Here is a 19184-nt window from a genome sequence, read left to right as displayed (position 1 = left end):
AGTTGGAGACACAATAATGACGATGGACGATAGAGATGGATTCATTTGGCTGGATGGTAAATGGGTTGATTGGCGGGATGCCAAGGTTCACGTATTAACGCACACATTACATTACGGTGCGGGTGTATTTGAAGGCATACGTGCTTATCACGCGGAAGGCGGCACGGCGATTTTTAAATTGGCTGAGCATACAGACCGGTTATTTCGATCCGCTCATATCCTCAATATGAAGATTCCATACAGCAAAGAAGAGCTTAATGAAGCTCACCGAGATGCGGTTGCCAAGAATAATCTGGACAGTGCTTATATCAGAAGCATGTGTTTCTATGGGTCAGAAGGCATGGGGCTGAGAGCTGACAATCTTAAGGTGCATGTGATGATTGCCGCCTGGACCTGGGGCGCTTACTTAGGTGCCGATTGCATGGAAAAAGGTATTCGCGTCAGAACATCCTCCTACACGCGAAACCATGTCAACAGTACTATGTGTAAGGCTAAGGCAAACGGAAATTACATCAATTCAATTTTGGCTCTGCAAGAAGCTTTAAGTACAGGCTATGATGAAGCGCTTTTACTTGATCATGAAGGCTTTGCTGCAGAGGGAAGCGGGGAAAACCTGTTCATCGTCAGAAATGGCAAGTTGTTCACACCAGAAACCACTTCGGCACTTGAAGGCATTACGCGAGATACAATAATGACTATCGCAGAAGAGCAAGGCCTTAAGGTTGTTGAAAAAAGAATCACGCGTGATGAAGTCTATGTCGCTGATGAAGCTTTCTTTACCGGTTCTGCTGCAGAAGTAACTCCCATCAGGGAATTGGATGGTCGAATAATTGGTAGCGGCGCCCGTGGTCCAATTACTGAAAAATTACAAAATTTATACTTTGATTATGTTCACGGAAGAAGAGCTGATCATAAGGATTGGTTGACTTTTGTAAGTTAGTTGAAGTGTTAAACAAAAGCTCCTTTTTAATGGAGCTTTTGTCGCTATACAACACGCTAAATTCGTTTCTATTTATCAAGTTGAGATATAAAATCTTTTGATACTCTAATACTTCTGTTAAATAATGATTGGTATGCTTCATGCCCTCTTTTGGCCAATATTAATCACAGTTATTTCTGATCAATTATTCTAATGCATTAGCTATTTCATCTGGATTCCTGTTTGCTATAAATCTGCCTGACTTTCCGGTTAAACTAAGCCATTGTGTCTTGTGTTATATGACAGTAATGTTTTTTTCAACTTTAAGCTTGATCAAGCGACTTAGATACTGTCAGGGATTTGCCCAAATGACCTGTAATTGTCCGGTGAGTAAATCGTCTTGATCTGCGGCAATTTGATTTGCCCTGGAATATGTCTTTAATTGATTGCTAGGTACTTGATGAGCCAGCGATTGAATCCAGTGCTCCCTTGCTTTTTATGAACGAAAGGTCAGCTCACAGGTGGGGGCGGCTCCTCAATAGACGAGTCCGGAATGTTATTTGTTTCAGCATCAGATATAGACTTTGGCTTCCTTAAGTCACGTCTCCCATCACCGCGCTGAGCCCGTAATCCACTTTTATAACCAATGTTTTCAAGCTCGGAGAATGCTATCAAAATGAGAGTCGTCCATATCGCTTACCAGCAGTTGCGCCGTTATGGAAAATCACGGGTCAGCTGGGCGCGTAAACTTACTCAGGGCCTGATCAAGAACGATCATTTTGTTGAAGTGTTTTCCGATCGAGATGTGGCTGCTTTCGAAGCACCTTTTGGTATTCGGGACTTAGGCATCGGCAAAGCGAACAAACGCTTGCTGGAGACAATCGATGCGGTTGAGCCTGATCTGGTCATTGCCGGTCATTGCGATATTATCAGTAATGATACGCTGCAAGAAATTCGAAGGCGCCATCCCGAAGTCGTAATCGCACACTGCAACAACGATCCCTTGTTCGTTCCTGAAAACGTCGAGCGCATAAAGCACCGTGCTGCTGTAGTTGACGCTGTATTCGTGTCTACCGGAAGTCGCGAACTGGTAATTTTCGAAGGACTGCGGGCCCGTGTTTACCATATGCCCAACCCGGTTGATCCGTCGATCGAAAATCTCGACAACAGCATTCGTAACGATCTGCCGATTGATCTCCTCTTTTGCAGCAACGCCACCGCCTATAGCAAACGCCTTGAATCGGTAAAATGGTTGAAGGAAAAGCTCGATAATGAGTGTAATTTCAAGATATACGGTAGCTTCGGTGAGCCACCTGTTTGGGGGCGTGAATACGACCGCGTGCTGGCCCAGACCAAGATGGGGCTCAACTTTAACCGCCAGGAAGGCTATTATTGGTATTCGTCAGCGCGCATGGCCCAACTCGCCGGAAACGGCATCCTTCAGTTTACGCATTGCTCAAATGGATTTGACGAACTTCTGCCCCCTGAATCGCTGGTATATTTCGACGAGCAGGAAGACTTGCTGGACAGAATCCGCGAATTCAACGCCGACAACGCCAAGCGGCAGGCTTGGGCCGCACGCGCACGCGAATTCTTTCATGCCGAGATGAACAGTCAGTTATTTGCTCAGTACATTGTCGAGGCCTCGCTGCAGAAAACCTTCAGTCATGATTATGTTTGGGCTCGAGATATCCGGCCTGATGGGAGGACAAATTAATGCTCTTGCTAGCCCAGATTGCGCCGTTTGCCCAGGGTGGCAATCGTCTGTGCTTCGTCCACCCGGATGACCCCCTGCGTTGTATCAAGGTGCGGCGACCGGACTTCCCCTTGACGGCTTTGCGGAAAAAGAAAAAGTTCCCTAAGAACCTCAAACCACTTTCCAGCTTTGACGATAACCTTGAAGAGCATCATGTCATGGCGACGCTGGACAAACGCATTGGTCCTGAGTTGTATCTGCACCTGAGTCACTGTTACGGCTTTGAAGAAACTGACCTGGGCCGCGGACTGACATCGGAACTCATACGTGATGCCAGCGGTAGTATTTCCTATTCACTCAAACAGTATTTATGGGAATTCGGTCCAACCAGCAGTTTCGAGAAGGCCTTATCGGAACTCTGTGAGTTTTGGATTAAGCACACTATTCCGTCTCGAGATCTGCTGCTGCACAACATCGTTGCCCAGCGGGATGCAAATGATGAGGTGCGCCGTCTGGTCGTAATTGATGGTCTTGGCAGTCCGGGTTTATGGCCATACCAATGGCTGCCTGCTTCCGCACAGCGCGCCCGGGCAATACGAAAGACCGTTAATCTTAGATTCCGGATGACACGCTATCTCGACGAAATTAATTCAGGGAAAATCCCAGGTAAATTGGGTCGTCTGCTTCATGATGGAACAGGGAGATTGCCTACATGAGGCTAATGCAAATTATGCTCTCTCAATCTGAAGCGGGAGCGGAGACCTATTTCGAGAAAGTGGCTGCTGCTTTCGCGCAGCAGCCGGGCATCATCCAGCAACTCGTTATTGAAGCACAACCTTCGCGCGAAAGGCGCCTTCAGGCAGCACAAGTCAACTTCGTGACTGTCCCCATGGGGGGAATTAAGCGCCCATTGTTTTACAATTTGCGATTGAAACAGGCAGTTGCAAAATTTAAACCCGACATCATCGTCACGTGGGTTAACCGGGCATCGCGAAAATGCCCGGATACTGACGCGTTGGTCGTTGGGCGCCTAGGGGGTTATTACGATATCAACAATTACCGAAAATGTGATCACCTTATCGTGAATGCACCGGATTTGGTGCGACATGTTACCGAGCACGGCTGGAACCCGAATAAGGTCAGCATGATTTCAAATTTTGGTGAGCTTCCCGACGCCTTACAAGAGTCCAGTGCTTTGCCTGAAATTCCCGCAGGGCACACCGTGCTTCTTGCGCTTGGGCGGCTCCATATCAAAAAGGCTCACGATACGCTGATCCAAGCCATGCCAAAAATACCGAATGCGATACTGTTGATTGCTGGAACCGGAGACTTGCAGGCGCAACTGGAGGCATTGGTCAGTTCGTTGGGTATTACTGACCGCGTCAAATTTCTTGGGTTGCGTAAAGACATCCATAGTCTCTTTAAGTTGGCTGATATTTGTGTGTTTCCATCGCGCTTCGAGCCCCTCGGCAATGTAATCCTGGAAGCTTGGGCTTCCGCTACCCCCGTTGTTGCCGCATCAAGCCAGGGTCCATCGTGGCTTATTCAGGACGGCGACAATGGACTGCTATTCCCTGTCGATGATGTGGATCAATGTGCCCTGCAGGTCAACCGCCTGATTGCAGACCCATATCTCCGTGAGAAACTGGTCGCGGCTGGAAGTCGATCATTTGAACAAGAATTTTCGATGCCCGTGATCATCAACAAGTACATCCGTTTGTTCGAAAATCTACTGAAGGATCGTCATGATACCAAGGGCATTGCACGATGAGTTCGCCTTTGCGCATTGCCCAGATACTTGCCGGCGCGGAGAAAGGTGGGGCCGAAAACTTCTTTGTCAGGCTGGTGACGGCACTTCACCAGTCCGGCAAGACGGAACAACTAGCGTTCATTCGGCCGCACCAGCACCGATTGGACTCACTACGCCAAGCGGGCGTTCCCACGCAAGGCTTCCGGTTCGGTGGCCCGCTGAATTTAATTGATCACTATCGCTACGTACGCGCGCTAAAAGCGGCTCAACCCGATATAGTGATGACCTGGATGAACCGGGCCAGTAGCGCGACGCCCAAGAACGACTACCTACTTGTGGCCCGTCTGGGCCACTACTACAACCTGAAGTATTACCGTCATTCCGATTACTGGGTCGGAATCGCCAAAGGCATCTGCGACCACCTGGTGAAGGGTGGCATGCCGGCCGACCGCGTTTTCCATATCCCGAATTTCGCTGATGAAACCCCGGTTACCCCGCTGCCCCGAGATAGTTTCAACACGCCGGCTGACCAGCCGCTGCTGATTGCAGCGGGTCGGCTGCATATAAATAAGGGTTTCGACACCCTGCTTCATGGATTGCGATTGATTCCCGATGCAACCCTCTGGCTGGCTGGTGATGGCCCCGAGGAGAGCAATCTCAAATCGCTGAGCAGGGAGCTGGGTATAGACGCGCGGGTACGTTTTCTCGGTTGGCGAAGTGATGTAACGGCCCTGATGGCGACTGGTGATCTCTTCGTCTGCCCTTCGCGGCACGAGGGGTTAGGTTCGATCGTTATGGAATCTTGGGCGCACCGGTGTCCAATTGTCGCAACCAATTCGCAGGGCCCCGGCGAAGTGATTGAGCACGGCGTGACCGGCCTGGTAGTGCCGGTCGATCAGGACGAGTCTCTGGCTGGCGCGATCAACGAATTGCTTAGGGACTCCGTGTTGCGGGAGCAATTCGCAGCTCAGGCAAAGGCCCATTATCTAAAGCACTACAGCCAGAAAGTTATTGTTGCTCAGTACAACGACCTCTATCGAACCCTGATCGACAAGCCTCGCCCCAAATGATTGCCAATCAAGACACGCGCGATCATATGCCTTGCTGAATCAATACATTCGATTTGTCTGGTGGGAGTGCGGCATCTGGTCATTGATCTTCAAGTGAGGATAACGAATTGGGAAGCCGGTACGGCTGATGTTTGACAAAGTAAATATTATCCAAATCTAGGGTGACACTGTGAAATTTAGCGATATGTTCGGCAAGGGCAAGAACCGGCGCGAACTCGCCTTGGCAAAACAGCAGAAGCAGGCTTTGGCAATGCTGCATTTTCAGAATCTGGCTCTAGTCGAATCGACGCCCGGTGTAGGCAACGACATTGATCAGGAACTCGTTGTTTCGCTAACCACATTCCCGGCGCGAATCAATGATGTTTACCTGACCATCGAAAGTCTGTTTCAACAGTCCCTCAAGGCGGATAAGGTAGTCTTATGGTTGTCGAAAGCGGAGTTCGATCCGCTCGATTTACCGCAGACCTTACGAAACTTAGAGCGGCGGGGATTGACTATTGCATTTTGTGATGAGGATCTGGGGCCTTACAAGAAGTTTTATTATGCTCTGAGCGCCTTTCCGGATAGCCTGTTGATCACGGTGGATGACGACATACTTTATCCGCCAGACATGATCGACCAACTTTATCGTGCGTGGAAGCGCGAACCACAACTCGTGCATTGCCAACGCGCACACAAGATTGCCTTTGGCCGGAACGGTTCGATCCTGCCCTATAAGCATTGGAACAAGACAATACGGGATGAAAAGGCATCACCTTTAATCATGCCTACCGGTGTTGGTGGCGTCTTGTATTTTCCCGGTTGTTTCGACCCGGCAGTCAGCGACAAGGCGCAATTTATGCGACTGGCGCCCAAGGCGGACGATATTTGGTTGAAGGCAATGACCTTGAAGCATGGCGTTCTGTGTCGCAAAGTGCCCGACTTGCGTCCCTGGAATTCACGTTATTTGACCGTTGAGTACTCCCAGCAGTTGGCGCTCAAGCGTATCAACAAAAAAACACTTGGTGGTAACGACCAGAAAATCCTTGATACTTTTGATTACTACAACTTGTGGAGCCTATTGAATGAGGATAACGCAGAATGATGGAGATGCAGGGGGTTGATGCTTTCCGTTCGGTTATGTCTCGACTTCGCGCTACATTTGCTGGGATTTCGTGTTGGGAACCTAACCGGTTCGATGGCGGTAGAAGGTGGCTGGGTTTCCTCGGCGCTTTGACGGTACTTTTGTATGCATTTCTAGGAATTAGTGCGCTGGGATTTGCGGGGAAACTTATTTACGTTCTCATGCTGAGCAGTGTCGTGTTTTTTTTCACTGCCCCCGTTGAGGTACGTCGGTCGACAGTTTTCGTTCTATTATTGGTCTCAGTGTGCGTTCCCTTAGCCAGTTGGGCGTTATCGCTATTGACTCATCCTGAATTGGCCGAAAAATCACCTAAAGTCAATCGAGTGGTCAACTGGTTGTTGCCGATTACAGTTGCGTTTGCTCTGGGGGGGCACACCCGCAATACCCTGCTCGCATGGGCGGCGGCACTGCTCGGCCTGCTTGTGGCGACGTGGTTTGGGGGCGGTTTGAAGGAGATCTTGCGCGGCCTTGACGGTTACCGTGTTGATTTTGGTTTACACAATGCTCAGCATACGGCTATGTATTTTGGAGTGGCTTTGTTGGGTCTTCTCAACTTCTTGCCGAGGTTGATGGCGAGGCAGTCTTCTCGGTGGTTCATCTTTCCGGTTTGGCTTGCTCTCGCAGTATTTATGACAACCTGTGTCATCATCGTCCAGACGCGCGCTGTTTGGCTTGGACTTTCTGTCTCGCTATTGGTTATGGCTGTGATGTTCGCTCAATCGCTACGTCACTATCGAGGGTTGATGCTGGGCCTGATGATTGCCACAGCAAGCCTGCTGTTTCTACTTGGGCAAAGTGAGCTTGTCGAGCGCCGAGTCGAGTCGGAGCTAAAGACCTTCACCTCAGCTTTTCAGGGAAGCTTAGAACAGATCCCGTTCGATAGTTCTGGTATTCGTTTGCGCAGTTGGGTGGAAGCTGCTGATTGGATAGAACAGCGTCCGATATTCGGTTGGGGGGGGAAAGGCCGCGGACTGGTAATGAAGCAGGCCACTTCCTTTCCGGAATCGGTACGCCAGAGATTCCGCCATCTGCATAACTCCTATCTGGATACGCTGGTGAATTTCGGCGCTGTTGGCCTGCTGTTGCTGCTTGGCTTATGGAGCTGGTTGACTTATGCATCGATAGCGGCTTATCGGCGTGGCGTTTTGCCGCGCGACATGTTGCAGTTCTTTATTAGCTTCATGGTATTTTGGGCAACAATTAACTTCTTCGAGTCTTATGTCTATTTCTTTAGCGGTACTTTCGTATTTGCTCTGGTGGCAGGGGGGGTGTTAAGCCATATCTGGTTATACCAACAGATTGATGTATCTAAAGGGGTTCTTTAACGATTGCCTACGAAAACAAGAAAAGGCGAAAGCACCGCACTTATGATGAGAGAAAGGTTATCAACATAACCGGCTTTCAAAAAGAGGGCGACAACGACGTTGATATTTACCGATTTTTATAAAACATTAAATTGCAGATATGAGTTTTGCATGTCTAGTTTATTAATGATTAAGTAAATCTATTGATTTAACAATTCTTCGTATACCTTGAGGGTGTCCTTGCACATTCTTTCTAAGGTAAACAATGAATTGTTTTTTATAACAGGACGATTTGATAAAAAATCCTTTATTTTAGAAGTGGCGGTTTCAATGTCTCCAACGTCAACCAATCCTTCTTGAAATAATTCAGCCATTTGTTCCTCTACACCACCTGTTGCGTAACCTATGACAGGTATGCCCAAGCTTAATGCTTCGGCCGTTGTCCTGCCAAAAGCTTCAGGTTCAGTTTTGATGGTTAAAACAATGCTGGAAATTGACATGATATTTTCAAGGTCATTTCGATGGCCGGTAAACGTTATATTTTTCGATAAACCCGCGCTGATAACTGATTTTTCCAGTTCGTCCCGGTAATAGGTTTTTTTCGGATCCGTGTCTCCTACAATCAGGCCATGCACAGGAAGAGCCAAATCAATTAAGCGGAGCATAATTTTGATAAAGTCTTCATGACCTTTTTTACGCGTCAGACGTCCGGGGATAGTTATTAATGCTTTATCAGCTGTTTCCGGAAATTCTTCATACCATGCCTTCATCCATTCTTTACTTGGCCGGTACTCGGGAGTAAATTTTTGGGTATCAACGCCGCGATGAATAACCTTTATTTTCTTAGGATCGACATTAGGATAAGAGTTGATAATGTAGTTTTTCATCATATTGGAAACAGCAATGACGCGTTCACCGCATGTCATTATTTCGCTATATCGATTAACCGAATGATGACTATGAAATGTGCTGACTAAGTGGGGACGGTCTTTTTCGGGTAATGATTTCCAGGCCAAATAACATACCCAGGCCGGTAAACGGGAGCGCAGATGGACAATATCCGGACGGATATCCAACATTATGCGCCTGAACCAGAGGATATAGCGGACTGTCGAGATTTTTTTTGCTCCTATGTCGGCTTGAATATGTTCGCTGCCTTCATTGATTAGCTGTTGTACCATCCGGCCACCTGCCGATACGACAATGGAGCGATGGCCTTGTTTAGCCAAAAAGCGGCCGATTTCCAGCGTGCCTTTTTCGACGCCCCCACCATTTAATGCCGGTAGGACTTGAATGACGGTAAGTTGTTTATTCGACATAATTAAAGTGTTTAAGAATCAATTTCGCGCAACGCTGCGCTTCATTCAGGTGGAGAGTAGGTTTGGGTATAACCGTTTTATTGGGCCAATCATTGACTCGATAAAGCGCTTTTGCTGTTAATAAATCTTCAATGCCTTGCTGGATGCGGCCGTTTTTAAGAATAGGCACTTCCAATAATCCAGTGGAGGCACCCGAAGTCAATCCTTCGTAGATCATCGATACACTGTCCTCACTGACCCATACAAAACCGGATTCGCAAAGTTGATCCGGAAGCCAGTCAGGTCCGGTTTCTGTATGGGGTGTGATAGTCAGTTTGGTTTTGAGATGATTCAGAAGGGGTAAAAAATCGCCTGGCGTTCGTCTTGATGTGGTTAATTTCCAGCGAATATCGGGGGCGCCGTCAATGATAGTTTCAATTTGTTCTGCCATCTGGTGACTGTTCCAACCATGATGTTTGGAAGGCCCGCCGATCAGAAAAAGCCCTTTGTTTTTGTCGTGGGTTTGACAGGGTTTGATTTTATTGATGGCGCCCAGTGTAGATATCACGTTATTTTGCTGGAAATGCCCGTCATGCTGAGGTATCAAGGCCATATCAAAAAGACTTAACGGAAGCGAGGGCTTCATTAAAACGATCGATTTCCCGCCAAAAAGAAAGCGCCCTATCAGCAGTAATAGATGAGTATTATGTCCAGCAGCTATTATCAAGTCCGGTTTTTTGATCCGGACATCTTTGTACATTGTCACAATCGTTTTAAAGCGTGCCGATAAAGTAAGGCTGGCCTCGTACCTATGGACCTCAATCGGCATTAATTCTGCCAAGGCGTTGGTCAAGCCTTCCAACTGATTTCTATGGCCGGGTTTGTTATCGGTTATCAGCCATAGTTGCAGCGGTTGGGAAGGACTCATAATTTGGGTCATTTACACAAAGGTTAAGGCATTTACGGCCGCCCAGATTAGCATGGGCTAACGCCTTATTCAATGTGATCAACATACGGATTATGCTCACAGAACTAATCAAGGGGCTTGAGAAATAATATTATCTTCTGCTTGATACTTATATCTCCCCCAAATCCCTAAAAATAGGTGGAATGGATCGTCTCAGAACTCACTGGATTTGGGAAGTTCAGATTTTGGCGTTGATTCAGAAATGGTGATCGTGCCTTTGTGTAAAAAGGTATTATCCTTCTTCGGCTCAACAGATGCGCTTTCGATAATAATCCGGCATGCGGATGCGCCGATCAACCTGTCGTTAGATAATAAAACGCGTTTCAAATGCCCACCCACCTTCAGTAATTTGGATTGATTCCAATAAGTATTTTCCGGATATCCCTCAGCGGATAAAGACTGTAACCCCCAGTTGAATAAATACTGGGTTGAATCGGTAGTTTTTTGCTCCTGATAAAAGTTTTTTATTGATGAGTTTTGAAAAGAAATTAAACCGTTATTCAATCCCGATGCGTTCAGATGACTTTCAATAACTACTAGATTTGATTCCTTATTTAGGGTGAATTCACCAGAATATCCGGATATTAACGTTTCTTTCAGTTTACCGTTGTTCTGCTGTTTTATATTAATGGTTTGTCCACGGAAATCGTCCTGGGGATTGAGGCTGGCATTGAGCGCAAGAGGTTCAGTGTTCTCGGGAGAAAAAAGCTTGATGTTATTAGATTGTGGACTTTTAACTGATCCGTTGGCGGAAACCTCAATAGAGTAAACCCCAGCAGTTGACGGGCAACTGTTGACATGAATAACCGACTCTGCAATGTGCATGATACTTTCAATTAGTGCAATACCTGATATATCAGAAGCGCTCAGGTCAATGATTGTTAGAGGCAGAGGGCCGTTATCAAACATGCTGGGAGCTTGAGGAGCCGTTTGTGGCTCTCCGTTTGCGTGAGTCATCACTGCAAAGCTCAAGATAACTGAGCCCAACTTGACAGATGAGTTTTTCATAAATTTAACCTTTTGATTTTCTATCAAGAGTTGTTTTGGAAGTCGAGAAGTATGAGTCTTAAAAAATCAGGGCGCTGTTTGAGGCAAATAAATTAGCCCCAAACAACGAAATCCAATGATCGGGAAGTTATTTCAAGCCGAAAACGAGTAAGGGTGACCGCTTTTATACTCTTCAGCAATCAGAGGACGCATGTCGAGCTTTAAAATCTGACAAAGTAGCATTATTTATTGTAGAGCTGGTAAGTCAACTTCATTAAATGGAAATTCATCAAACGCAGAAACTTGTGCGCTAGGATTAACCGATTCAATTTTTAAACTACCTTCTTGCCAAAAATAATTAATATTGTTGTAGCCGTTCGTGTCTAGGGTGATTCGGCAGGGGGAAGTCTGAATCAGGCTATCCCTGACAAAAACAGTGCGTGCAATATTACCGTCATCACGGCGCGATTTTGATCGCTGCCAATATTTATTCACTGGATAACCCAGTTTAGATGTCATATTGAGGCCCCAATCAGAGATGTTGTAAAAGTCCCTGTCAGATTCACTTAAAGAGTCCCGATAAAGGCTTTTGACGGTATGGGTTGAATAGCTGTCAAGTTCAGCATTTATACTCTCTACCTCCAGTTTGCTGTTCGATGTCATCAGGTTACTTGAGTCGTTATAAGTAACCTGGGCAGTGTAGTCATTGACCTGCATGTCTTCCAGAGTGCCGGGAGAGAGCTGATAAAGCAAAATAGTTACACCGCGTCCAGTCACGGGTTCGCTTGGAATTGCAAAAAGACGGTATGAACCACCGGATGAGGTGAGCAGGACTGTATTGTTTTGCCGACGTCCACGGACACGGCCATCAGAAAAGATGTTAACTTTGTATTCGCCTATTGCATCGCTACAACTGCTTGCATGAATCCTGGCTTCAGCCACATCCATGATGCCATCATACAAAGCGAAAGCAGATCTCTCCGGATCACTCAAGTCGGTGTTCGTAATCAGGGTAGAGTTGGGTTCTATAGCATAAATATCGGTAATTGCAGGTGGATTAAGACTCTCAGCATTCACAATGCTTGAACAGCTTATAATCACCGCCGAGGTTAACAAAATTATGTTGTGGTTCATTAAAAACTCCTCAAGAATTCAAAATAGTTATTGATCCAACGAAATTACGCTGTAAAAAATCCCTTATAACGCGATAGAGATGTTTTATTGGTTACTTAAAACCCTGCAGATGTCTGCGACCAGAGAATAAAATCTAAGCACCTCAGTAATGCGCGTTCACTCTAAAAAAAGGACAGCACCTTTCCTAAAAATCAAATTCATAAGCAGGAGACGGAGGTTCGGTGCTGATAGTCAATGTTCCTGATTGCCAGAAAAAATCTATGTTATTAAAGTCTGATGTGTCGATAACAATTCGGCAGGCATTGGGTCCGACAAGCCTTTCTTTCACAATTACAGTTCTTCCTAAAACGCCGTCGTTACGAAGAGACTTTGAGCGTTGCCAGTATTTTTGAATGGGGTAGCCTAAATTGGATAATGATTTTAGGCCCCAGTCAAAAATGTAAGGGAGACCTGAGACGCTATCGATAGACCGATAAAAATTTTTGAGATCCCGGCTTTGATAAGCTGTAAAGCGTCCATTAATTCCCTGAACGTTAGTGACACTGTCTATGTTGAGTGTCGTGGTATTTGCATCGTAAGTCGCATTGGAATAGTAACCATTCACTTTGGTACGGTTTAAAGAGCCCGGTTCTGTCTGCTTGACTGTGATTGCCTGGCCTCTAAATTGAACCAGTGGATTAATGGTCGCGTACAAGGTAAAAGTTGACGCTGGCGAATCCACGGTTACAAAATTGTAATCTGGGTTATTCACCGTGCCGTCGGTGAATATGAATAATTCGTAAGTCCCTGCCAATGAAGAACAGCTCATGGCGGCAATGACTGCTTCAGTTTGATGCATCACTCCGGCTAAAAGCGCGTAAGCCGCTCTTTCTGGGCCGAATAAACCTGTTTTAGCAACGGGGGGTGATGTAGGTCCGGCTGCATAAATGTCGGGGGGGGGCATGGGATTAGCGGTGGATGATGCCGTCGCAATGGACGCTAAACCTGACAACATTACTGCTGCTATGAGTTTGTAGTTCATTGCTGCTCTTCCTCGAAAGTCTATCGTTTTAGGTAGGTATTTAACTAGTTTTTGATGTTCAAAATGATTAAAAATTTAAACAAATTTAAGTGATAAGGCGAGGTCCCTGGCATGGGCTGCTTTATTAAAATCACTTAAATACTAGTAGCTGTAATGGGCTGCTAACGCATGGCATTAGCAGCCGCTTGGCAACTTGTTTGTCTAAAATTTATGAATTCCGTATGGAGGCTTTCAGCTCCCGGATCATCGAAAATTAGCTAATGCAAGTTTTTTATAATATAACAATCTATTAACCATTAATTGAATGGATGCTCTTCAAATGCTGCTACTGGTGCAGATGGAGCAACAGACTCAATTTTCAGGCTACCATTTTGCCAGAAGTAATCTCTGTTGTTTGATCCAACTGTATCGATAGTGATACGGCAGGAGTTTGCACCCACTAAGCGGTCTTTCACAAATACGGTACGGCCAATATCGCCATTGTCACGGCGAGATTTAGACCGTTGCCAGTATTTGTTAACTGGGTAACCCAATTTTGAAATGGACTGCAGGCCCCAATCAAAGATGGTGTAGTAGTCGTTGCTACTTTTGTTAAGCGCACCACGATAGAAGTCTTTAATGACACGACCTGAATATGAATCAGGTCTGCCGTTGATACCCACAACGTCTACACGGCTGTCAGAAACCATCATGTTATTGACGCTGTTGTAAACCACGTCAGCATGATAAAGGCTCACACCTGTTCCATTCAAATTGCCATTGCCTACTTGATCGACTACCACTTTTTGCCCGCGACCGGCAACAAAAGCGTCTAATTCGGCGTCAAGTTCGAATGTGCTTCCGCCTGAGACGACTTCAACGGAGTTGTCTTTAGACGCATTATTGGTGGTGTAACCATTGGCAAAAATGCTTACATCGGCAGTCAGGCTGGAGCAACCTTGTGCGTGAATTCTAGCTTCTGCGACTTGCATTACACCTTCATAAAGAGCGTAAGCCGCTCTTTCAGCAGCACTCAAATCTGTGGTGGCAACGATGGGTGACTGAGGTCCGTTGCTGTAAATGTCATTAATTAATGGTGGGTTGGCTGCGTTTGCCATTGATGAAATTCCGATCATTACGGCTGACGCTACGATTGTTAATTTTGTGTTCATAAAAAACTCCTTAACTCTTATAAGAGAATAATAGGGTGTCATGTTGACCAATTGAGTCAGCGGGGACATGACAGCCCCGCTGACCAAGAGAGCATATTGCTCAATTCTTTGTTGATAACAGTTTTAAAGGTTTTTTCTGGCCTGACTTATCATCTTGGAAATAAGTAGCGGGCTGGTTTGACTCAATCGTGCTTATCAGGCCGTTTTTTTACGCCAGGTCGATAATAAACCTATGAGTGCTGAGCCCATTAACCACACCGTGCCTGGCAGAGGAACTTGAGAAGGTGGATCAATTGGTCCAGTTGATCCGGACCGTTTTACGCCTTCTACTTTCATGATGAAAGGTCCTTCATCTCCAAATTGAGCGCCTTCGCCCCTGTCAAATGCCCAGTATCCTGATCCGCCATCGTAAGACCATTCGGTTAGAGACGCCTCTGGAGTGGCTGAGAGATAAACCCAATACCAGCTGTTCTTCTGAAATACTGCTGGAGTGTTAGTATCTTGTTCGGGCGCACTAAATACAGCAAACTTGGCAGTTGTGTTGAACGAGCTGGGATTAATCATGCTGATTAATGAACTGCCGGGTGCTGAAGGAGCATCTGTTTGATTGGCTGAATCCGAATAGACTTCTAGTGTAATCCCTGCTGTGGGGCCGAATAATGTTCCGGAACGAAGCAATAAAGTTATATCGCTTACATCACAGCCAAAGGGACAAGCTGATTCGGTTACGCGAAATGCACTTGCCATCCAGCCCGGAGGGACGCCTTGACTGCCAAATTCTTCTAAATTGGTATTGTTATATAAAACATTTGCCGAGGCTGATCCGGCTAAAAGGCCTAAGGCGACAATAGAGCTAAATTTTTTAAATGGTATTTTCGTTTCGAACATAATAAATTACCCCTAAGTGAAATAATTTAAGTGCAACCCGACTGTCTGCTTGTCTGCAGATTCTTGGCTTTCCGTCCCCGGCTCACGGCGGGTTAGGCTTTTACTTAAAGGAACTAAAAAATATCCTTGTTGTCTCGATCTGTGTCTTAAGTAACTGAGTTAAATACTCTCAAACCTCTTGAAATCAAGACATGATCCTGTGTCTGGTAAACTCAGTTTTCGCGCTTGTTTTTAACTCAAAAAATAGTGATCTCAATGCAGTGGTTACCACTTTTCGAATTACAGATAAACATTTCTCCCTTCTTTTTGACTGATGTTAGCGATGTCTGTATTGATAACTGAGCTGAAAAATTGTTAGTAATTTTTCATTTCATTCAAAAGAGATAAATCCGACTTTTTATCGATCTATAAGTCATGTCTGAATAGAAATGATGCACTAACGTTCTACCCCCTGCGTATTATTCAGCCCCCTCTTTCGTTTAAAGTTTCCTTGAAATCCCCTCAAATTTCCATAAAACCAATATCAAAATAAGCTCAAATAACATCGATGATTTCTTGCGAGATGTTTAATATTATGATGTGCGGGGCGGTGACGAGCTTTTTGTTCGGAAAGAAAGGGTAAGCAGCAAGAATGAATGGCAACTGATTGGTTTTTGGATGCTTAGATGTTACGTAAATAATCTTTGCAATCTAAATTCATTGGTATTGTTCGGCTATGAAAGAAAAATCGATGTCTATCCCAAGAAAACACTGCAGGTTCCTGTCTGCATTTTTTGCGAATGAGAAGTTCGACCTATCAGGATTGATTGCCGGTTTATTCTCCAATTGCCGAGCGTTGTAATTTCATTGCCAAATTCCGAAATGACTTTCACACTAACCAATAACGGATTTAATATTTTCTATCGTTTATAATTTGCCAAATTCACAGTTCTGGTAGTCAACATGGATTATTCAACCGCAAAGCTAGCTCCGGAATATCACAGTTTTTTAAGTCACTTGCAGTACCTGGAAAAATTGACCGATGCCGAGTTAAAAAAAGTGGATCGGGTCATGCAGTCTACGGTCGTGGAAACCTTACCGCATTTGCTGATCAAGTTGGGCATTTGTTCCGAATTCGATATTGCTGAGGCGTTTATTGCGACACACCCGATGGAAAAAGTCCGCGGGGAAGACTATCCGCTTGAAACGCCTTTGCCCGATAATGTGTCGCTTCGGTTTCTCAAGCAATACCATGTCATCGGTTTAAGCAAGGACGATGAGCAGATTCAGGTCGCCGTTATGGATCCTGAAAATCATTTTGTGCTTGATGCTTTGCAACTGGCGACTGGAAAAAATATTGCTGCCAAAATCGGGCTGATGTCTGAGATTGATGCTGCATTGGAAATGCAATACGGTGAAGGAAAGTCCCAGATGGACAAACTCGTCTCGAATCTTGAGTCGGATGAGATAGGAGAGGAAGATCTTGAGCATTTGAAGGACATGGCCAGCGAGGCGCCGGTTATTAAAATGGTCAATCTGATCATGCAACGGGCGATTGAAAACCGGGCGTCTGATATTCATATCGAACCATTCGAACAACGCCTGAAAGTACGCTTGCGTATTGACGGTGTTCTGCAAAATATCGATGCGCCACCTGTTACCTCAACCGCTGCCGTGTTATCCAGAATTAAAATCATGGCCAAGTTGAATATCGCCGAACGACGCTTGCCTCAGGACGGGCGTATTAAACTGCAAATGCTGGGTAAAGAACTGGACCTGCGTGTTTCGACGATTCCGACTTTATACGGCGAGAGTGTCGTTATCCGCTTATTGGACAAGGAAGCGACTGTTCTTGATTTTACTGCCCTTGGCTTTGTGGGTAAGCATTATCAAAAGTTTCTGGACGTATTGGCCCAGCCGCATGGCATTATCCTGATTACCGGCCCTACCGGCAGCGGTAAATCGACGACCTTGTATACGGCGCTCAAACAACTCAATACAGCAGAACGTAAAATCATCACGGTCGAAGATCCGGTTGAGTATCAATTGGAAGGCATAAATCAGATTCAAGCCAAACCTCAAATTGGGCTTAATTTCGCCACAGCCCTTCGATCCATTGTGCGGCAAGACCCGGATGTCATTATGATCGGTGAAATGCGTGATATCGAAACCGCCAGAATAGCCGTTCAATCGGCGTTGACCGGGCATTTGGTGTTATCGACGCTGCATACCAACGATGCGGCCGGCGGCGTTACGCGGTTGCTCGATATGGGGATGGAAGAATATTTGCTTAGCTCGACGGTTAACGGCATTTTGGCTCAGCGCCTGGTCAGAAAATTATGCCCTCACTGCAAGGAAAGTTATACCGTTGAGCCCAGTGTGGCTGAAGAATTGAAGTTGCGAAAATTTCAACCGGAAGGTGAATTGAAATTTTATAAAGCCGTCGGGTGTAATGCCTGCAATGGCCTGGGGTACCGCGGGCGAATGGCGATAATTGAGTTTCTGGTCATGAGCGATGCGTTGCGCAGATTAATCATGACCCATGCGGAGGCCGGTGAGATTCATCGGCTTGCCATCGAAGAAGGTATGCATACCATGTATGATGATGGTTTGGTGAAGGCCTTGCAAGGCTCGACCACGCTGGAAGAAGTTTTGCGCGTCACCACTGAATCCTGATGGCGTTATTCGCATTTAAAGTCGTTAACAGTAGCGGCGAATTGGAAGAAGGATTGCGCGAAGCGCTTGATGAATCAGCCTTGATAGCTGAGTTACAAGCCGAAGGCCTCATGCCGATAAAAGTCTCACCTTCTAGGGGCAGGACTTTTCTAGGCATACATTTGGGAGTAAAGCAACTTCGTTTGTCACAAAAGGAAATTTTGCTGGTTACCGGCGAATTGGCAACCTTGTTGGATTCAGGGCTTCCTCTCGATAAATCACTGTCGGTTTTGATCGAGTTGACCGTAGAAAATGAGAAATTGACCAAGCTACTGACTCGCGTACTGGATAAAGTTAAAGGCGGGTCAACCCTAGCCGATGCCTTGCAGAGTCAGGCGGGTGTTTTTTCGAAATTCTACATTAACATGATCCGGGCGGGTGAGGCGGGGGGCAGTCTTGGCAGTGTATTGGTGCGCTTGTCGGAATATCTTGAGCGTTCACGAGAACTTAAGGATACCGTCAGTACTGCTTTGATTTATCCGGTCATATTAATGATCATGTCCTTTGCATCCCTGTTTGTCATGTTGACCTTTGTGGTGCCTCAATTTACCGAAATGTTTGAAAGTGCGGGGCAGGCTTTGCCGGTACCTACCCAGATTGTTGTGGGATTGGCCAATTGGCTGCAAAGCTATTGGTGGCTATTGATGCTCGTTATATTGACTACCTATGTCTTCATGAGCTATCAATTGTCAGATCCTGTTTCACGTAAGGCCTGGGATGCGCGTTTTCTTAAAATGCCGTTAGCCGGTAATATCATCCTCAACATGGAAACGGCCAATATTACCCGCACCCTGGGAACGCTTCTTGGAAATGGTGTGTCTATTATCAGCGCCTTGACGATCGTACGCGAAACGGTATCCAACCTGACGCTGGTAGATGCAGTAAAAGATGCCGAAGAGCAGCTTAAACAGGGGCGCCATATGTCCGATGCTTTACTTGATAAGGCGGTTCTACCTAAAATGGCGATGCAAATGATTCGTATGGGAGAGGAAACCGGACGGCTGGAAGAAATGCTGCTTCGTGTTGCCACCATTTACGATAAACAGCTTAAAGTATCGATACAGCGCATGCTGGCATTGTTGGAACCGGTATTGATCATCACTTTGGGATTAATGATCGCAGGCATTATTGTGTCGATCTTGTTAGCTATTTTGAGTGTTAATGATTTGGCTTTTTAGGAAA

At 46.0% G+C, this 19184-nt stretch carries 16 protein-coding genes and 1 riboswitch; of the genes, 9 read left to right on the top strand and 7 right to left on the bottom strand.

Annotated features, from left to right (window positions below):
- Nucleotides 1–16: 16 nt before the first annotated feature.
- The 7 genes from GO003_RS01935 to GO003_RS01905 all read left to right on the top strand — a co-directional run bounded on the left by GO003_RS01935 (nt 17) and on the right by GO003_RS01905 (nt 7883).
- Nucleotides 17–940 (top strand): branched-chain amino acid transaminase, encoded by a 924-nt coding sequence (locus GO003_RS01935; RefSeq protein ID WP_159657740.1) that lies wholly within the window; start codon nt 17–19, stop codon nt 938–940.
- A gap of 655 nt (nt 941–1595) precedes the next feature.
- Entirely contained in the window at nt 1596–2636 is a 1041-nt protein-coding gene (locus GO003_RS01930) for a glycosyltransferase family protein (RefSeq protein WP_159657738.1), read from the top strand.
- On the top strand, nt 2636–3331 hold the full coding sequence (locus GO003_RS01925; RefSeq protein ID WP_159657736.1) for a YrbL family protein: 696 nt from the start codon (nt 2636–2638) through the stop codon (nt 3329–3331). The genes GO003_RS01930 and GO003_RS01925 overlap by 1 nt, the downstream gene beginning before the upstream one ends.
- A gap of 5 nt (nt 3332–3336) precedes the next feature.
- Nucleotides 3337–4386: a glycosyltransferase gene (locus GO003_RS01920; protein WP_206444709.1), complete on the top strand. Its 1050-nt coding sequence runs from the start codon at nt 3337–3339 to the stop codon at nt 4384–4386.
- Complete coding sequence (locus GO003_RS01915) at nt 4383–5435, top strand: glycosyltransferase (RefSeq protein ID WP_159657732.1); 1053 nt, start codon at nt 4383–4385, stop codon at nt 5433–5435. The genes GO003_RS01920 and GO003_RS01915 overlap by 4 nt, the downstream gene beginning before the upstream one ends.
- Before the next feature lie 169 nt (nt 5436–5604).
- Nucleotides 5605–6519, top strand: coding sequence for a glycosyltransferase family 2 protein (locus GO003_RS01910; protein WP_206444708.1), 915 nt, complete (start codon nt 5605–5607; stop codon nt 6517–6519).
- A complete protein-coding gene (locus tag GO003_RS01905) occupies nt 6516–7883 on the top strand; it encodes an O-antigen ligase family protein (protein WP_159657730.1) in 1368 nt (455 codons plus the stop codon). The genes GO003_RS01910 and GO003_RS01905 overlap by 4 nt, the downstream gene beginning before the upstream one ends.
- A 179-nt stretch (nt 7884–8062) precedes the next feature.
- Here GO003_RS01905 and GO003_RS01900 read toward each other — a convergent pair whose 3' ends face one another.
- From GO003_RS01900 to GO003_RS01870, 7 genes are all read right to left on the bottom strand, one after another.
- Nucleotides 8063–9181 (bottom strand): glycosyltransferase family 4 protein, encoded by a 1119-nt coding sequence (locus GO003_RS01900; protein WP_159657728.1) that lies wholly within the window; start codon nt 9179–9181, stop codon nt 8063–8065.
- Nucleotides 9171–10088 carry a mitochondrial fission ELM1 family protein gene (locus GO003_RS01895; protein ID WP_159657726.1) on the bottom strand — a complete coding sequence of 306 codons (918 nt, stop codon included), beginning with the start codon at nt 10086–10088 and terminating at the stop codon, nt 9171–9173. Before GO003_RS01895 ends, GO003_RS01900 begins: the two co-directional genes overlap by 11 nt.
- A gap of 192 nt (nt 10089–10280) precedes the next feature.
- A complete protein-coding gene (locus tag GO003_RS01890; protein ID WP_159657724.1) occupies nt 10281–11135 on the bottom strand; it encodes a hypothetical protein in 855 nt (284 codons plus the stop codon).
- A 225-nt stretch (nt 11136–11360) separates the two neighbouring features.
- Nucleotides 11361–12248: a hypothetical protein gene (locus tag GO003_RS01885; RefSeq protein WP_159657722.1), complete on the bottom strand. Its 888-nt coding sequence runs from the start codon at nt 12246–12248 to the stop codon at nt 11361–11363.
- A 184-nt stretch (nt 12249–12432) separates the two neighbouring features.
- Nucleotides 12433–13269: a hypothetical protein gene (locus GO003_RS01880; RefSeq protein ID WP_231088777.1), complete on the bottom strand. Its 837-nt coding sequence runs from the start codon at nt 13267–13269 to the stop codon at nt 12433–12435.
- Between the two features lie 296 nt (nt 13270–13565).
- On the bottom strand, nt 13566–14420 hold the full coding sequence (locus GO003_RS01875) for a hypothetical protein (protein WP_159652062.1): 855 nt from the start codon (nt 14418–14420) through the stop codon (nt 13566–13568).
- 195 nt (nt 14421–14615) lie between these two features.
- On the bottom strand, nt 14616–15308 hold the full coding sequence (locus GO003_RS01870) for a hypothetical protein (RefSeq protein WP_159652064.1): 693 nt from the start codon (nt 15306–15308) through the stop codon (nt 14616–14618).
- Nucleotides 15309–15336: 28 nt separating this feature from the next.
- Nucleotides 15337–15416: riboswitch (cyclic di-GMP riboswitch) on the bottom strand.
- 834 nt (nt 15417–16250) lie between these two features.
- On the opposite strand from GO003_RS01870, the gene gspE reads away from it, so the two are divergent.
- A complete protein-coding gene (gspE, locus tag GO003_RS01865) occupies nt 16251–17963 on the top strand; it encodes a type II secretion system ATPase GspE (RefSeq protein ID WP_159652066.1) in 1713 nt (570 codons plus the stop codon).
- Nucleotides 17963–19180, top strand: a complete 1218-nt coding sequence (locus GO003_RS01860) for a type II secretion system F family protein (RefSeq protein ID WP_159652068.1) — start codon at nt 17963–17965, stop codon at nt 19178–19180. Before gspE ends, GO003_RS01860 begins: the two co-directional genes overlap by 1 nt.
- Nucleotides 19181–19184: the final 4 nt, after the last annotated feature.

Source organism: Methylicorpusculum oleiharenae (genome assembly GCF_009828925.2).
In the GTDB taxonomy this organism is placed as follows: Bacteria; Pseudomonadota; Gammaproteobacteria; order Methylococcales; family Methylomonadaceae; genus Methylicorpusculum; species Methylicorpusculum oleiharenae.
Note: the sequence above shows the minus strand (reverse complement) of the source record. Positions and strands in the feature narration are given on the sequence as shown.